This is a genomic window from Haloplanus rubicundus (assembly GCF_003342675.1).
GTDB classification, from domain to species: domain Archaea; phylum Halobacteriota; class Halobacteria; order Halobacteriales; family Haloferacaceae; genus Haloplanus; species Haloplanus rubicundus.
In genome coordinates, this window is the sequence record NZ_CP031148.1 from 1,232,172 (window position 1) to 1,248,231 (window position 16,060).

Genomic DNA, 16,060 nt, shown 5'->3' on the forward strand with positions numbered 1-16,060 from the left:
TCTGTGATGGAACGGGGATGGCGCTATCGGGGGACTAGCGTTCTTGGTGTTGTTTGCCTCACCGCGTTTGCGGTTGGTATTGTCAATAATACGACCATTCAGACGCTAGCGATGCAGATCCCGATACTCAACCGACTGCCGGCGGATCCACCCGTTGGGCTTGAGTACACCATGGAAATTCTCGTCACTACGGCAGTGATGACGGGTGTCTTCATCCCCCTCTACAAGCCCCGGCCTCGACGCGCGCTCGATATCGTATTTTTGGTGCACAAACGCGTCCTCGTCGGGAGCTTCGCCCTAGCGGCGATTGGCTATTTCGACTATTCGTATCGCCTCCCGCGACTGACCGTAGTCTTAGTCACGCCGCTGTTGCTGATTGTCTTGCCACTGTGGTTTGTGGGGATTCGCCAGCAGCCAGCCTCCGATCAGGCACGGGCGCTCCTCGTTGGTGATGACCCCGAGCTCTTCACTCAGATTCTTCCCGAACTTGACTTGCCGATCGTCGGCTATCTAGCCCCGACACAGGCACTACTGGCGCGATCGGACTCCAGGTTACCAGCGACTGATGGAGGGCTGAACGTTGATCTTGAGCGGCTGGGCGGGCTCTCACGGATCGAAGACGTCCTTGTCGAACAGGATATTGACACCGTTGTCCTTGCCTTTAATCAGGCTGATCGCGCCGAATTCTTTGGGGTCTTGGATGCCTGTTATGAGCATGGCGTCAGCGTGAAAGTCCATCGCGAGCATGCTGACTCGGTTCTCGTCCCTGGTGATGCGGTTGGGCCATTCGTTGATGTCGAGATTGAGCCCTGGGACCTCCAAGACCACCTGATCAAACGTGGCTTCGACCTTGTGTTTGCGACCGTTGGCTTACTCTGCTTGCTCCCTGTGTGTCTGGGGATCGCCATTGCGATCAAACTCGATGATGGTGGCTCGATTCTCTACCAACAGGAGCGAACGGCGCTGTTTGGCGACCGATTCGACGTGTACAAATTCCGGTCGATGATTGAGGATGCCGAAGCCCAAACCGGGGCCACAATCAGTGATGAAGACGCTGGCGAGGTCGATCCTCGCGTTACCCGCGTTGGGCGGGTGTTACGCCAGACACATCTGGACGAAATCCCGCAATTGTGGTCGGTGCTAAAGGGTGATATGAGTGCTGTCGGTCCCCGTCCGGAACGACCTGAACTGGAATCAGCTATCCAAGCTGGCGTGGGTGACTGGCAAAAGCGGTGGTTCGTGAAACCAGGGCTGACAGGGCCGGCACAGGTACACGGCGTTACTGGGGCTGACCCCGAGACGAAAATCCGATATGATCTGGAGTATGTGCGTGATCAGTCGTTCCCGTATGACCTGCAACTCGTTATCATGCAGATCTTGAAGGTCTTCCGAGATGCCATTGCTGGCTTTCGATCGAATCGTACTTGACGGTGCATCTGGAGCCAGTACATATGCCTCTTCTTGAGGATTAGTGTATCTCAGTTGGATTCCGCCATGAGCCTCTGTGAGTACCAATCGGCCTTTAGTCAGGATTGCGACCCATGAACTCGACCGCTGATACTGCGCCGCAATTGAAGCCGCTGGAATTACACGAAGACAGTCAGTAGTGAATAAGATAGAATGCTACCGGCCGGCCACAATTTTGCGACCACATCTCGATATCGATTCACTCCAGTCGGTCACAGTCATCTTTTGAATTGCCGGTGCGATTAGGCTCTTCTGGCTGATCTGGGGTTGTTGGCGGTTCAAGAAGGGTCACAATCAGTTGGCCGACACGAGTCTCAGCCAGCGCGCTGATCCAGGCAGCGAGCACGTCGAGACCGGTTTTCAGTTGCGAGTCTTCGAAGTAAGGAGCCAATGTCTCGACAATCCTGTCGAGGATCGCGATGAATGGCCCAACGGTGCGTGTTCTCCGCAAATCAATAACAATCACTTCGGGCTCGGGTTCCATGGTGAACCAGCGATAGAGCAAGGAACTGCGGATAACACGGCCTGCCCACGAACCCAAAGTGGACAGCCGAGGGCGGAATGTCTCCTGAATCGATCGTAGGATCGCTACTATCGTGGAGCCGGCCAGCAGATCGGAGTTCGTTGTCGTGTCTGAATCGTGGGCGGACATGCCTATGCAGAGACGACCGTTGCCTCAATGGTTATTGTACCTAGGTCGATGACGACTTGTGACTGTTGCTGAATACTCTGGCCCTTGAAGCGGAGGCCACTAGTCGTCTCGCGGACGCGGAGTTGGGCGGTAATTGTCACATCACGGTTAATGGGATGATCAACAACGTTTACCGATCCGTTGTCTCCGGTCGTGATGATGAGCGACGGTTCCACGGCCACATGGTTGATGGTCGCGATCGTCTGTCCATTGGCCCGCTCGGTCATCCCTGGTTGGATCGACTCTGCAAACTGTTCACGAATCTCACTCATCCGGAGCACAACGGTCCGAGTTGTCGATGTTCCGCGGGGTTCAACCGCTCCCACGCGTTCGATCGAACTCGATAATTGATAGTTCTCAGCTTCGAGACTGATCGTGTTGCCCCGTTGGATCGGCGTCGACCCAAACTGTTCGCGCTCGCCGTAGCCAAGTGTTTGCAGTGAGGCTCCGACGAATACCCGTTTTCGATCCGGATTCTGCGTGGCATAGGTTGTGACACTCTCAATCTCTGCTGTTCTGTGCCCGGCGACGGTGGCGATGTCGCCTTCGGCCATTCGGCTGGCCGTTTCAATATCAACAACTGTCTCAAGCAACACCTCTGCACTCCCGCGTTCGAACCCACCACCAACGCGCTCAACGCGGCCGTTATACGTGTAGTCTCCAGTCGAGAGCGGCACGACTTGCCCGCGCCGCAATGGATTGCCGCCGAAGTGGGGCTGTCCCTGCTCGCGGTGTGTTTGCAGGGTCGCTTCCACGAACACCCCCCGCTCGACACCATTATCGGTCGCATAGGCGGCAACATCGTTAATCGTCGCCACGGTACGGCCGGCGACGCGGATCGTATCACCAACAGTGACCTCTCGGGCGTCAGAAGCCTGCATCGTATCTCGGAGGACGACCGTCGCTGTGTCACCAGCAAGCGTATCACTGTCACCAATCTCTCGAATCTGCCCGTTCACGACGTATCGGTTCGTCTCGATATCCAGGGTTCGTCCTAACCGGGGTGGTGCATCAGCGTAGATAATACTCTCACCGTTCATCGGGCCCTGCAGTTCCGCGCGGACGATGACGCGTGTCCCCTCCTCCGACGGCGTCAGATGGACATCCGTAATTGTGAGTTGGTTATTGCCATTCGGACTGTATGTATCTCCTTCGTTAATCTCCGTCACTACATAGTCTGGCTGTGTACCCATATCGAGTGTCACATGGGTCGAGCTGAGATCTGGCCCCGAATCAGCCGGCTGCAGTAAGAACGCAGCACCTGCAGCAACAACAGCAAGGACGAGTAAAATAACAAGCGCATCAATAACATTAATCACACCGAACAGATTCCCCTCGTCGTCAATCAGTGGCATTGACTCCGCCCCCCGTACGCATGTTGTCCGTTGATAACTAACGAGTGACTAAATCATTTCCGAAGCGGGATCCAATCGCCGCATAGCCACAGTATCCTCGACATCGTTGGGAACGCCTGCGGAGGAGCGCTGTTCGATGTGGGTTGCCCCTATCGATCACTACACCTCTGAAACGGTGCGGACCGTAGATCTCTGGGAAAATCAGCACATTTCAACTCAACAGCTGGCGACAACTCCCTCACTCCACGGTCACGCTTTTTGCGAGATTGCGTGGTTTATCGATCGGACGCCCTTTCTCGTTTGCGACATGGTACGCAAACAACTGGAGAGCGACATTCGCGACGACTGGCTCTAGCGGCCCACACGCCGGAATCTCGAATACGGTATCGACATTCGAGGTGATCGACGGATTACTCGTCACTCCGATCACAGGCGCCCCCCGGGATTCTACTTCTTTGACGTTGTTGACGGTCTTTTTGGCCGACGTTTGATCAGTGAGGATCGCGATGACGGGCGTCTCAGGAGTCACCAGCGCGAGTGGCCCGTGTTTCAACTCGCCAGCAGCGAATCCTTCGGCGTGATCGTAGGAGATCTCTTTGAGTTTGAGGGCGCTTTCAAGTGCGACTGGGTAGCCAGTCTTTCTGCCAATATAGAAGAACGCCTTACTATCGGCGTAGGTCTCAGCAGCGCGTTTGATCGTCGCTTCCTGATCCAGCACCTGCTGGACTGCCCCAGGGAGGTCTCGAAGCCCTTCGAGAAATTCCGTTGTGGCCTGTGACGTGAGTGTTTCTCGAATCTGTCCTAGATGTACTGTGAGGAGTGTGGCGGTTGCCACTTGGGAGACGAACGTTTTGGTCGCTGCGACGCCAATCTCCGGCCCGGCACGAATAAAGACCGTATCGTCGGCTTCCCGAGTCACGGTACTCCCAAGCGTGTTGGTGAGCGCGAGTGTTCGTGCGCCTGCTCGAGTAGCCTCGCGGAGTGCAGCGAGTGTATCCGCTGTTTCTCCACTCTGGGTGATGGCAAGCACCAGTGTCCGCCATGGATCGCGGTCCCCTCTGAACTCGTATTCGCTGGCGATGTGTACCGTCACGCGGACGCCAGCGTGCGTTTCGAGGAGTTCTTTCGCATAGAGGCCGGCGTGATATGAGGTGCCACAGGCGATGATCTGAATCTCTTCGATGGATTGGAGATATTCCGTGGGGAGAGCAATCTCGAGGTCGACACTCGTAGCGAGATCGTCGATCCGGCCAGAGATTGCCTGCCGGAGTGCGCGCGGTTGTTCGTGGATCTCTTTGAGCATGTAATGGTCATACCCACTTTTGCCCGCGGCTTCGGCATCCCAATCTAGTGTGTCGATTGGCCGCTCAACTCGTTCACCGCCGTTGTAGATTGTAATCTCATCAGCCGTCAGGTGCGCAATATCGCCCGATTCGAGATACGTAACCCGATTTGTATGCTCGATAAACGCGGTAGCGTCACTCCCAATGAATGTCGCGTCATCACTGTGACCGAGGAGCAGTGGACTATCCTCGCGTGCAACGACGATCCCCTCGTGACCAGCTGCTGTTGCAGCGATCGCGTAGCTTCCCTCTAGTCGTTGGGTTGTCCGCTGAACCGCGCTCAGCAGAGAAATGCCGTCAGCGAGATGGATCTCGATGAGATGCGGGATCACTTCGGTGTCGGTCTCGCTCTGGAAGACATGCTGCTCGCTGAGCTCTTGTTTGAGGGCATCGTAGTTTTCGATGATGCCGTTGTGTACAACAGCGACCTCGCCCGTACAATCCGTATGTGGGTGGGCATTCGTTTCGGTAGGTTCACCATGCGTGCTCCACCGCGTGTGCCCAATCCCCACTGTGGCGTCAGCCGACTGTGGCGCGGTGAGTTTGTCGACTTCCCCTGCGGTTTTGGCGAGCGTAAGCGTCTCACCGGTGAGTGCGATCCCCGCTGAGTCGTACCCCCGGTATTCGAGATTTTTGAGTCCCTGATGGACGATCCGTCCCGTATCGTCTGGGCCGATGTAGCCAATAATTCCACACATGCGATTATCCTCGCTGCACGTGACTGCGGTCGTCAATCCGACCCGACACGTAGGTCCCACTGTCGAGTGTGGCGTTGTTTCCGACGATTGTCCCCGGAGTAATGGTTACGTTGCCTCCTCCGGCTACATTATCGCCAATCAACCCTCCAAGTGTGACATCGTGATGGACGGTATCCGAAAGGACAACGTCAGCACGGCCGCCTTCAACCGTGGTGTTCGGGCCGAGTGTTGTATTTGCGCCGACGATACAATCTTCCATTACAACTCCACTATCGATTGTCACATCAGATAAAATGATCGCGTTTTTTACGATTGCCCCAGCACCGATACTAACGTTGTCACCAAGGCTAACCCCATCCAATACGGTTGCCTGTGGGTGGACAACGGTATTCTCTCCGATCGTTGTGGACTCTCTGACCACTGCCGAGGGGTCAATCGTAGCGCTCTCGGAGATTGCGCCTGGCGATCGCTCCGTCCCGAGAAGCGCAGTATTGACCGTGAGTAGATCCCACGGCTCCGAGATGTCTAACCACGTCCCTTGGTATCGAACCGCTTCTAGTCGCTGGTCGTCAATAAACGTGTCCAACGCGTCTGTCAGCGCCTGTTCGCCGTGTGTCTCGATACGCCGGATCGCAGCGAAGATTTCGGGTCCAAAGGCATAGACACCGGCGTTGATGTAGTCTGATTTTGTGCGGTCGGGATGTGGCTGTTCTTCCAATCCGACGACAGTTTGCCCGTCAAATTCAACGACTCCGTATCGACTCGGCCGTTCGATGCGGGTGATCGCCATCACTGGCTCATTTGTCTCTTTCCGGCGATTGATGACTGCGTCAATAACTGCTGTGTCGATGACTCGATCGCCATTTAATGCGATAAATGAGTCGCCGAGATGCGATTCTGCTTGGAGCAGTGCGTGGCCCGTGCCAAGTTGTTGCTCCTGTACGATATAGGAAATTTCCAGATCGCCGTAGCTGTCTTCGAAGTAACTCTGGATGCGATCTCGATTCGATCCGACGACAACGAGTACCTCGGTAATCGCAGTTTGGGTGAGTGCATCGATAATATGCTCAAGAATGGGACGGTTTGCGACCGGGAGCATGGGCTTTGGACGGTTCTCTGTGAGTGGCCAGAGCCGTCGTCCCTTCCCCGCTGCGAGTACGACTGCTTTCATACTCGCAGGTTTCCGCCACGTGACATAGGCCTTTGGCACGTTGGGATTTTACGGAAAATTCGAGGCGAAAGCCTCACGCTTCAGGGTTGGGATGAAGCTGACCAACAGTATTCAACCGCCGACGATGGCACAGACGGGGTTCTAACGCAAATCAGTATTCTGATCAAAATGGGTATATTTGCTCCTCCTCTGAGTAGACACATGGTGAAGGTGGATCGAAAAGGTCGGATCATCTTCCCCCAAGAGATACGAGATCGCCTTGGACTCACCCCCGGTACAGAAGTCGAGATCTATGAAGAAGACGGGAAGGCAGTCATTGAAGTGGCAAATAACCCCGAAGAGATCATCGAGCGCTTAGAAGAACTCGTTCGGGAAACGGCTTCGGAGCTTGGCGAGAGATCGCCGCTTGAGGACGGGACCGATCCAACTGCTCAGAAGCATAGGGACGCTGTTCGGCGCGGGGACAAAAATCGGTAGGTGGCGCTGGTGGCCCGGATCTGTTCGCCATCGTCGGGATTGCCCGCGTGGGTGCTGCGAGTGTAGTTTCAAGCATCTTATGATGTCTCCCCGAGCGTCTACTACGAATCGTACGCCGCGGCGAGATGCCTGAGGATGACCTCGCCGTGACACTGCTGTGGAAGACACCAACACCCCAATCGTTCGCCGTAGAGTTCCTGAACAGCCTCAGCAAACTCGCCGTTCTCAACGAGGTTCCCACGAAACCAGCCCTCATACAGCGCTACCGACTGCTCCCGGGATTCCACCTCGCCACCGTCCTTGACGAGTTTGAACGGATTCCCGAATCGCGAGCGTCGGTCGACCCATCGGGTTGGCTCGAACCGGCGCCCGGAAATGAGCTCCGTGCCGCTGGGTTCGTGGACGATACGTCGGCCATGATCGGTCTCGGGAACGTGGAGATCACCGCGGACGCGGGTGCGGACCGCCGCGAGTGGGTCCTCGGTTGGATCCGGAGTCTCACTCATCGGTGATTCAGTAGTCTCTAGTGGCGAACTTAGAATTCTCGGCGGCTCCCAAGTCGAGGAAAGGGGTAGGGCTTGGAACTGCTAGTCTACCAGTCCGATGCTGGGGGACTCCCTGTGCCCGAAAGGACTGGTGGTCTGCTAGGTGGACTGCGAACCTGAAACGTGCGGGTCGACAGAATCGGAATTCACCGACACATCCTATTGTTTACACGAAATCGAGGCGAAAAGCCCACGACTTCAGTCGTGGGATGAATCCGACCACACACGACACAATCACTCCTCGATAGCCGACCGAGGGTTGATAGTGGAGTAGCATATAATACAGATGGTTTCTATCTAATCGTATGCCACGCGGGTACAGTCGAGAGCGAACGTCGGTTCACAACCTCCACTACCACTTCGTGTGGTGCCCGAAGTACCGCAAGCCGGTACTCACAGACGAGGTTGCCGACTGCCTCGAACAACTCATCGAGGAGAAGACCGACGAACTCGACCTCGACATTCTCCGACTGGCAATCCAGCCCGACCACGTACACCTGTTCATCACTGGCGACCCGAAACTTGCCCCGAACAAAATCATCCAGCAGGTCAAGGGCTACACCTCGCGGAACCTCCGCGAGGAGTTCGACTTCGGCCTCCCCTCGCTGTGGACGCGCTCGTACTTCGTCTCCTCGGCAGGAGAGGTGTCGAGTCAGACCATCGAGGAGTACATCGAAGCACAGACCGGACAATAGGATGCATCGAGAAGTCACCACCACGGTACGGGTCAAACTCCACTCGCTCACCGGGCGGAAAGCCCGACTTGTCGAACGCGAATACACCGCGTTCCAAGACGCCGTGCACGGTGACGATGACGCGAACCTCTACTCCGCCACCAAACAACAGGCGGGCAAAGTCCGCTCGAACAAGAACCCGCGAGAAGACACCGAGCAACCGGTCGTCCTCCGCAACGACTGCATCACTATCGAACACGACGAGGACACGGTTCTCTCGTCGTGGTGGTTCAAACTCCCCGTCTACAACCCCAAGAAGGAACGCGGGGATAGCATCTGGGTTCCCGTCCGCGTCCCCGAGAAGGACACGAACCTCCTCGAAGACGGGTACATCCGCGACTCGGAACTCGTCCACCAGGACGACGAGTGGTATGTCCATCTCGTCTGCAAGCGGTCTGTGGCCGTTGCAGACGAATACGATGACGTTCTCGCCGTTGATATGGGTGCGAAGTGGATCGCCGTCAGCACGTTCCTCTCTGACCGCGACACGCAGTTCCACGGAGCGGAAGTCCGTCGCGTCCGTGAACACTACAAGCAACTCCGCAAGAGCATCGGGAAGGCGAAGGTACGTTCGGGAGCGCAGGTCATCGAACGCCTCGGGGACAAGGAATCCAGAACGGTTGAACACGAACTGCACCAAGTGGCGAACGAACTCGTCGCTCGCGCTCGGGAGCGCAACGCTGTCATCGTGTTCGGTGATATGACGGGGTTGCGCTTCGATAACGACAAGGGTCGGTACGTGAACGACAAGACCCACAAGATGCCATACGCGAAGATGGCGAACATCCTCACGTACAAAGCCCATCTTGACGGGCGGGAGTGCCTCTCCGTGAACGAGTACGACACGTCTATTACGTGTTGGCGGTGTGGGTCGCAGAACACGAGTCGGGAGGTGCAGGGGCGTGTCGAGTGCCACGACTGTGGATTGGACGACAACGGCGACAAGAATGGCGCGACGAACATCGGCAAACGAGCCGTCGGTAAGAACATTCAGAGTCCGCTATCGACGGTGGGGGCTGTTGTGGCTCAGCCCAAAACGCAGGTCGTACTCAAGGGAACCAACGGTGAGATGGAACCTGCGAACTCCCCAGCCGACGTGGGCCTAACCCTCAGTGAGGGAAGCCCACGACTTTAGTCGTGGGAGAAGTCACACTGGACGAGATGCTCATACCGCTTTAGAGAGTAATCTCCGAGGTGTAAGGCACGGTGTGAGGCACGGTGTGTGGCATCGCTCAGACTGGGAGGCACTCCATCACCAAATCGCTAGACGGCAGCAGGTGTGTGGCACTCCACCCCGACTGATATAATACTAATAGTACAGCTATCAGTTGCTCTGCCGATAGAGTGTGATGACGGATCAGAGGGGACCCCCCATCAAGGGCACAACATGCCGACCGGCCGGCACGGCGGCCCCGGCGTCGGCGATCACAGGCTGGGGAGGTGCCTAGTACGTAGACCGGAATAGCGGACCGCTGGGAGCGGGGAACGCTGTCCCGGGTAGCAGCGCATCAATAACCAGCATATAGAAAAGGTTTGAGAATAAGCGTCTGTATGAGCGAGTCGGTGACGGTTACACGGCGGCTCTCCGAAGCGGAGTTAGACGATCGGCTGCAGGCAGCAAACGAGGGACCACGCATCCGCCGACTTGGCTTTATCAAAAATCTCTATTGCGGTGATTCGGTTCGGGAGGCAATCGCCCGGGAGGGCTTCTCCAGTTCAACCGGCTATCGATGGCTCAAGGCATGGAATGCAGGCGGGATTGCGGCGATGATGCCCGACTATGCTGGTGGGCGGCCGCCAAAACTGTCCAAGGAAGAACGGGAGCGATTTCGAGCGATCATTGAGCGAGAGCAACCCTGTACCACAACAGAGGTCGTAGAGATTCTTGACACGACCTTTGGGGTCACCTATGCACCGGCGTACCTACCACGGGTACTGGACGAAATCGGGATTGAGTACGAACCGCCAGACCGCGAGACAGCACCCCGCAAAGCGATCGTAGATGCCATTGAGTGGGATGAAAAAGAACCGGTTCCAACGACAGGGCGACACCCCTACGATAGCCCTGAGCACCATTCGACTGCGGGCTGGGTCCTTCGAGAATAGTGTGTCCCAATCAATTTCTATTCCAGATATTTTTTATTTCGCTGAGTGGTCAATTTACTGAACTGCGTATCAGTTATATCAATTACATATTTGGCGTTTGCGTGCGATCGTCCCATTTGAACCGCGAGCATCACACATGTACCCGCATCCGCACCTACCGGAATGGCTGGCATGAGATAGTTTGACAGGGGTCACGGATGATGGGGCGACCTCTCCGGTAACGATCCGGGTCGAGTCGATGAGATGCCTGTCGGTGGAGTGGTGGATCGCTTCGTCGGTGTGCATGTAGAACACACGAGACGCTGTCTGGTCGCCACCACTCGGGAGAGGAGGTCGCTCCGAGACTGACGATCCGGTCACGCAGACACGTAGCAACACTTCCGGGTGCATCATTCCGACATCGATGGGCCCCGTCACAAGGAGGGGAGCCGACGTAATCCATCCATCGGTCTCTCTGTTGTATCGGGGTGGGTTGAGTGTGTCTCCCAACACTCCACTGCTGCGTCCACCTACCGTGGTCCGAGCTACTGTCTCTCACCGACAGGTCCGATACGCTGCTTGAGCCAACTGGTCACTGTCGTGGTCCGGTCTCGACTTGATGTCGCTGCGTGCTCCCACCAGTTTGTAGGCCGAGTCGTGACGCCGCGCTCGTCGCCGCGGCCGCGGTCCACCCAGCGCCCGACTTGGGCGAACACAGCAACACTGACCATGGAGCCGATGTGTCGCTCCCCGATCAATGATCGCGACCATCTTCCCGCGCCCGGTAGCCTGGTCAGCACTCGGGGGTGCTGTGGTCCGCGGGGTGTTCCGAGCTGATGTTGCTTCGGACTTGGGACGGTCGTGAGACGTCCGCTTCGGAACGCGGACACAGAAGCCATGCGTCTCGATCGATCGCTGGTGTCCCACCGTTGTCGGTGCAGTGATGTTCGTTGATTTTGGAGGCCTGTCGGTCCGGCCACACTATCGGTTTCACCAACACGGTTGGTCGGTATCGACGAGGGTCTAGTATCGTGGTGGGAGCCAAGCCACAGACAGTTTTTGCTAGGGCCCTCTCTGTTGGTGTCCCAGCTAAGAGCCGCCGGTGGTGAGGTACTTGGGCCCCTCCTGGGCGGCCCGAGTGGCTGGTGGCAACTACTGGTGTTACGCATGGCTATTAGTATTATATCAGTCGGTGCTGAGTGCCACACACCTGCTGCCGTTTAGCGATTAGGCAGGGGCATGCCGCCCAGTCTGAGCGGTGCTGCCCACCGTGCCTCACACCATGCCGTTCGGTGTTGATGCTGGGGGGCATACCAACGATACGGGATCTAGACGACGCCGTCTCTTGTCGATGATTGCTGTGCTTACGATACCGGTTAGATCTGAGGTAGAGATGGGGATGGTGCCTCTCTGCGAAGCGTTCCGAGCCCTGCGTAAGACTCCCTTGGACCCTCCATGAGAAACTCACGAGCGCCTCACGCAGACCTTTTGTGTCCCCTTCGGGACTCTTCCACGTCCCTTCTTCATGGGCAACTACTACCTCTCGTGATCGAAGACTATACTGGTCATCGTCGTCATCGCAAGCCCATCGGTAGTGGTGCCACAGGTAATCTTCATCCCCGCTCCCCAGGAGTGGTCCTGCGAGGAACCTGCGGCCGAGATGAACGTGACTGCAGATGTCTTGGCTGTGGTCCGGGACCTGGTCTAGAATGGTCATCGACCACTCCTCTGAGCGGTCCCCACAGAGACGACCACGTGCCGTAGTGATCCCATCTCAGTCTTAGGAGCGGGGATCACTTGGGGTAGTTTTGCTCCCGATCGTCGGATGGACGAGATTGGGAGCGGGGTCGTCCGGAGTCCACTCTTGATTGTTTGTTGATGGGGCCAAACGAGAGAATCGCATGGGGTGGGCGAGTGTGCAAGCGGTGTGTCTCTAGGAAACAAGCAGCGGTTCTTGAGACAGCTATCCGAATCTATGGCTCACGCTTCGGTGGTCTCCACCAGTAGTAGGACAGGGATAGTTGAGGTGTTCTCTTGTTTCTGTCTGGGTGGAGAGTTGGCTGGATCTTGTCTTCGTCTGGGTGGAGAGTTGGCTGGATCTTGTCTTCGTCTGGGTGGAGAGTTGGCTGGATCTTGTCTTCGTCTGGGTGGAGAGTTGGCTGGATCTTGTCTTCGTCTGGGTGGAGAGTTGGCTGGATCTTGTCTTCGTCTGGGTGGAGAGTTGGCTGGATCTTGTCTTCGTCTGGGTGGAGAGTTGGCTGGATCTTGTCTTCGTCTGGGTGGAGAGTTGGCTGGATCTTGTCTTCGTCTGGGTGAAGATCTGGCTGACCTATCGTCGCCTTGGTGAGGGATCCCTTGTCTCTGTCTTGGTGGAGAGCTGGCTGAATCCCCCTCGCTATCTTGATGAAAGGTTGTCGCTGTCCCAATCCTGTCTTGGTGGACATTTGTCCCCCTTCTAGCATCGAGCTGAGGTGGTTCGCGGATCCTGCTAGGGTCTCTCTCAACATGCTCACGATGGAGTGCGATTGGACTCTCAGTCGAATGTGCGGCATGAGTGAGTCGAACTTGAGGGCCCGAACAAACTGATTCCGTGGTAAGGTCGCGAGTACAGATACTGTCCTTTTCGGATGGATATTCCTGGGATAGACTGTCTTTGTTCTTGAACTTTCGAATACTCTCCCGAGATACGCGGTAGAATTGCTAGCTCTAACAATTTGTATTATATACCCCTCCAATTACCACGATGAAAGTCAATCAAAACTATCGACTGATCGACATAGCCATCCCACGGCGTGGGGCCTCTCAGCAATACAGACACTCCCCTGCCAGCTGGACTGAAGTGACGCCGCCCGAGCGGACCAAGCCAGCGATGGGGTGGCTAACAACGTATCGCGCACGGCTCGCGAAACACCACTCGCCACTCGCCACACACACCCATGGCAACAACTGACGATTCGGACTCCCAGCTCGGAATCGGTATTCGTCCCCCGATCGTTGAGGAGACCAAATTCGACCGCGAGAAGGTCGTTTTCGTCAAAGTCCCTGCGTCGATGAAAAGTACCTTCGACTCCGGGCCAACGAAAGGCACGCTCGCACTTGCAGACATCTTCGCGAAAACCCAAACCGAGGTTGACGACGTTGAACAGTTTACCTGGCCCGTCGCTGACGGGCTGATGTATGCTTTCGGTGCATACAGCTCGACGGTCCAATCGACGACACAGAAGAGAGTACAACCCAGCGGAGCAGACGGTGAACCGCTTCCAGAGCCGCTACAAACGGTCTATGAGACACTAAGTATTGAGTTGCCGGACGCACTCAAGATACGTATCGGTACACTCCCGCTGGGACTTTTCGGGTCGTCGCCAGCGCTTGGAACACGACTTGTGATGGAGGATAAAAATCAGAAGCCTGCTGGTCGCGGAAAAGTGTCCGAGGCGGACGCAAACGCGCTTTTCGAAGATCTTGCCGGAGAACCGTTCCTCTATCACGTGCTATACCGCCAGTCGAGCGGGCTCCCAGAAAGCAACGAGTATCAGGTTACCGTTCGGATCTTCCTGTTCAATCCGAAATATAAGATCAGCACTGAAAGTGAATACGCCCGCTGTCTTCGGTTCGGTCGAGAATGTGACCCTGCTGACTCATTTGCGGACCTTGGAGTCTCATCGAGTCTCGCTGTAATTGATGACGGGTATAACGTCTCGTGGCTTGATGATGATGTAGTGATGCCCACTCGGGAGAGCGGGCTCCCGAATTTTACCGCGGGACAATCGCTTATCACCGGCAAAAGGGAGTTCACAAAGATGCAGCGAGGTCAGTACGGTGCCTCCGATCTGCTTGAGGATCGCTGTGCGTATACGAGCCTCCTTGCTCGGGAGATCGATCTCGAACACTACGTCGGACTCGGTACAATCGATCCGGGCGTCGATCCTTGGCAAAAGGCCCCGCAGGCGATCGGCTTGGATATTGACGATATCGGTGCCGATCCCGAAGAACTGCTCCCGGAAAAAATGACAATCGGCGTCAATGCACCAATAGAGGATAGCGAGTTTGATCAAGCCCTAACGACTGCCAACGACGGCAGTAAAGCACACCGGGAAGCAATCAAACATGTCGCCATTGCCTTCCAAAGCGAAGGGTACGACGTCAGGGTCGTCGTCCAAGATACAAGGTCGCGTCCAGACCTATGGGTCCGTCGTGATGATGGCGAAATCTTCGCCGTCGAAGTCGAATGCCAAACGAGATCTAAACCTGCGAGCGTCTATACGAATCTCATCCGGCAGGCTGTCTGGGGATATAAGACTATCTGCGTAATGGTAGCGCAAAAAGATGATGAAGGGAATACTGAATCACTCGATACGCTCGGCACATGGGCGCTTAACAGCCTTGCAATCCCGATGAAACATCGTGATCCAACCAAAACACAGCTTCACAACGGTACAGGGACGATAGTTGTCGACGGCAAAACGATGCTGTTGCCTGAAGGGGTCTCTGAATCAAACTGGTGGTTAACCTGTGATTCCGAGTTTCTACTCGTTCACGATGGCGAAATACTCGCACGCGGGGACGCGACGGAGCAGTTCAAGGAATTTGAGTTCAATCTCCCGCGATACTACGAGGAAGACGACCACTACGTCGTCGAAAACGAATATGGGAAAACCGTCCAGACATACGAAGACGAATCAGACATCGAAAACACCAAAATACGCCCGTGCCATCGGCCGGTCGATCTGAGTTATCTTCGATTCGTGGAGGCGCTCTACTGTTATGATCCGGACACCAAAGAACTCGTCCAACAAGAGATGACCGCGCAGTGGGACGTCGAACAGGCCTCGACCCGAAACGAAAAAAGTCATCAGCAGGCGTTTGAGGCGTTCCTCGTCGAACACGAAAACGACGAGCCGATCCTCGAGCGGGAGTGCCGACCATTTATCAAAGACTGGATCGCGCAGCTCAGCACTCACGATCATCCGGGAAATAATATCTTCGGAAACTACAGAAAAGATTACTATCCACGCAAGCGGATCTCAACGGAATTTGGAATGGAGCCTAGCTATCCTGGTATCTCATTCCGCTATCCACGCGGGCTCGTCTCCCTAGACCTGCCTGGACTCGACACTAGGCCAATCTTCCCCGATCGCTGGAACATCGCTTCTGAAGACGTGCTCCGGGAGCCGCTGATCTACGGGCTCGATCATCGGAGTGAAGTTGAATCGAAGACAGCAGATGGTTTGGAGACCGATATTTGATATCGCTATCTGATCACCTGTTGTACTCACCCTTCCAATGACCGACCAAACTGCTCCCAACAGCTCGGCTGGTAAGACAGTTACTGTCTCTCAGGACGATGAACTACGGTTGAACGCAGGCGTGTACCAGCCACATTTCACCAATACAGAGTACGCTCGCCTCGGGACACACCCGAACTTGGATCTGATTTTCGTGCGACCGGTAACCGTTGAGACTGGGGACCCACCTAAGGAGGTTACCGAGTTCG

Annotated in this window: 12 protein-coding genes; 6 read left to right on the forward strand and 6 right to left on the reverse strand. The window is 55.9% G+C overall.

Features of this window, described 5'->3' with window-relative positions; all coding sequences use genetic code 11:
- The first annotated feature begins 6 nt into the window (after positions 1 to 6).
- Positions 7 to 1,428 (forward strand): sugar transferase, encoded by a 1,422-nt coding sequence (locus DU484_RS07250; RefSeq protein WP_114605523.1) that lies wholly within the window; start codon positions 7 to 9, stop codon positions 1,426 to 1,428.
- 238 nt (positions 1,429 to 1,666) lie between these two features.
- Here DU484_RS07250 and DU484_RS07255 read toward each other — a convergent pair whose 3' ends face one another.
- The 4 genes from DU484_RS07255 to DU484_RS07270 form a co-directional block, all read right to left on the reverse strand.
- Positions 1,667 to 2,119, reverse strand: a complete 453-nt coding sequence (locus tag DU484_RS07255; RefSeq protein ID WP_114605524.1) for a hypothetical protein — start codon at positions 2,117 to 2,119, stop codon at positions 1,667 to 1,669.
- Positions 2,120 to 2,121: 2 nt separating this feature from the next.
- Positions 2,122 to 3,513, reverse strand: coding sequence for a DUF4330 family protein (locus DU484_RS07260; protein WP_114605525.1), 1,392 nt, complete (start codon positions 3,511 to 3,513; stop codon positions 2,122 to 2,124).
- Positions 3,514 to 3,751: 238 nt separating this feature from the next.
- Entirely contained in the window at positions 3,752 to 5,554 is a 1,803-nt protein-coding gene (gene glmS, locus DU484_RS07265; protein ID WP_114605526.1) for a glutamine--fructose-6-phosphate transaminase (isomerizing), read from the reverse strand.
- Between the two features lie 4 nt (positions 5,555 to 5,558).
- The gene (locus DU484_RS07270; protein WP_114605527.1) at positions 5,559 to 6,725 is read right to left on the reverse strand and encodes a sugar phosphate nucleotidyltransferase; all 1,167 of its coding nucleotides are present in this window, start codon (positions 6,723 to 6,725) and stop codon (positions 5,559 to 5,561) included.
- Between the two features lie 201 nt (positions 6,726 to 6,926).
- Between DU484_RS07270 and DU484_RS07275 the strand changes: the two genes are divergently transcribed.
- A complete protein-coding gene (locus DU484_RS07275; RefSeq protein ID WP_114605528.1) occupies positions 6,927 to 7,202 on the forward strand; it encodes an AbrB/MazE/SpoVT family DNA-binding domain-containing protein in 276 nt (91 codons plus the stop codon).
- A gap of 101 nt (positions 7,203 to 7,303) precedes the next feature.
- Here the strand turns inward: DU484_RS07275 and DU484_RS20720 are convergent, their stop codons facing one another.
- Positions 7,304 to 7,708 carry a DUF4326 domain-containing protein gene (locus DU484_RS20720; protein ID WP_114605529.1) on the reverse strand — a complete coding sequence of 135 codons (405 nt, stop codon included), beginning with the start codon at positions 7,706 to 7,708 and terminating at the stop codon, positions 7,304 to 7,306.
- Positions 7,709 to 8,052: 344 nt separating this feature from the next.
- On the opposite strand from DU484_RS20720, the gene tnpA reads away from it, so the two are divergent.
- From tnpA to DU484_RS07295, 3 genes are all read left to right on the forward strand, one after another.
- Positions 8,053 to 8,442, forward strand: a complete 390-nt coding sequence (gene tnpA / locus DU484_RS07285; protein WP_114605530.1) for an IS200/IS605 family transposase — start codon at positions 8,053 to 8,055, stop codon at positions 8,440 to 8,442.
- A 1-nt stretch (position 8,443) separates the two neighbouring features.
- Positions 8,444 to 9,616, forward strand: a complete 1,173-nt coding sequence (locus tag DU484_RS07290; RefSeq protein WP_114605531.1) for an RNA-guided endonuclease TnpB family protein — start codon at positions 8,444 to 8,446, stop codon at positions 9,614 to 9,616.
- A 416-nt stretch (positions 9,617 to 10,032) separates the two neighbouring features.
- Complete coding sequence (locus DU484_RS07295) at positions 10,033 to 10,587, forward strand: helix-turn-helix domain-containing protein (protein WP_114605532.1); 555 nt, start codon at positions 10,033 to 10,035, stop codon at positions 10,585 to 10,587.
- 1,952 nt (positions 10,588 to 12,539) lie between these two features.
- On the opposite strand, the gene DU484_RS07300 is transcribed toward DU484_RS07295, so the two are convergent.
- The gene (locus tag DU484_RS07300) at positions 12,540 to 13,010 is read right to left on the reverse strand and encodes a hypothetical protein (RefSeq protein ID WP_157969530.1); all 471 of its coding nucleotides are present in this window, start codon (positions 13,008 to 13,010) and stop codon (positions 12,540 to 12,542) included.
- A 492-nt stretch (positions 13,011 to 13,502) separates the two neighbouring features.
- Between DU484_RS07300 and DU484_RS07305 the strand changes: the two genes are divergently transcribed.
- Positions 13,503 to 15,812 carry a hypothetical protein gene (locus DU484_RS07305; RefSeq protein WP_262342888.1) on the forward strand — a complete coding sequence of 770 codons (2,310 nt, stop codon included), beginning with the start codon at positions 13,503 to 13,505 and terminating at the stop codon, positions 15,810 to 15,812.
- The last annotated feature ends 248 nt before the right edge of the window (positions 15,813 to 16,060 follow it).

Coding starts and splice junctions, on each gene's coding strand:
- DU484_RS07300 (WP_157969530.1), bottom strand. CDS start 13,010: ATGTCCACCAAGACAGGATTGGGACAGCGACAACCTTTCATCAAGATA.
- DU484_RS07250 (WP_114605523.1), top strand. CDS start 7: ATGGAACGGGGATGGCGCTATCGGGGGACTAGCGTTCTTGGTGTTGTT.
- DU484_RS07270 (WP_114605527.1), bottom strand. CDS start 6,725: ATGAAAGCAGTCGTACTCGCAGCGGGGAAGGGACGACGGCTCTGGCCA.
- glmS (WP_114605526.1), bottom strand. CDS start 5,554: ATGTGTGGAATTATTGGCTACATCGGCCCAGACGATACGGGACGGATC.
- DU484_RS07295 (WP_114605532.1), top strand. CDS start 10,033: ATGAGCGAGTCGGTGACGGTTACACGGCGGCTCTCCGAAGCGGAGTTA.
- DU484_RS07260 (WP_114605525.1), bottom strand. CDS start 3,513: ATGCCACTGATTGACGACGAGGGGAATCTGTTCGGTGTGATTAATGTT.
- tnpA (WP_114605530.1), top strand. CDS start 8,053: ATGCCACGCGGGTACAGTCGAGAGCGAACGTCGGTTCACAACCTCCAC.
- DU484_RS20720 (WP_114605529.1), bottom strand. CDS start 7,708: ATGAGTGAGACTCCGGATCCAACCGAGGACCCACTCGCGGCGGTCCGC.
- DU484_RS07255 (WP_114605524.1), bottom strand. CDS start 2,119: ATGTCCGCCCACGATTCAGACACGACAACGAACTCCGATCTGCTGGCC.
- DU484_RS07305 (WP_262342888.1), top strand. CDS start 13,503: ATGGCAACAACTGACGATTCGGACTCCCAGCTCGGAATCGGTATTCGT.
- DU484_RS07275 (WP_114605528.1), top strand. CDS start 6,927: ATGGTGAAGGTGGATCGAAAAGGTCGGATCATCTTCCCCCAAGAGATA.
- DU484_RS07290 (WP_114605531.1), top strand. CDS start 8,444: ATGCATCGAGAAGTCACCACCACGGTACGGGTCAAACTCCACTCGCTC.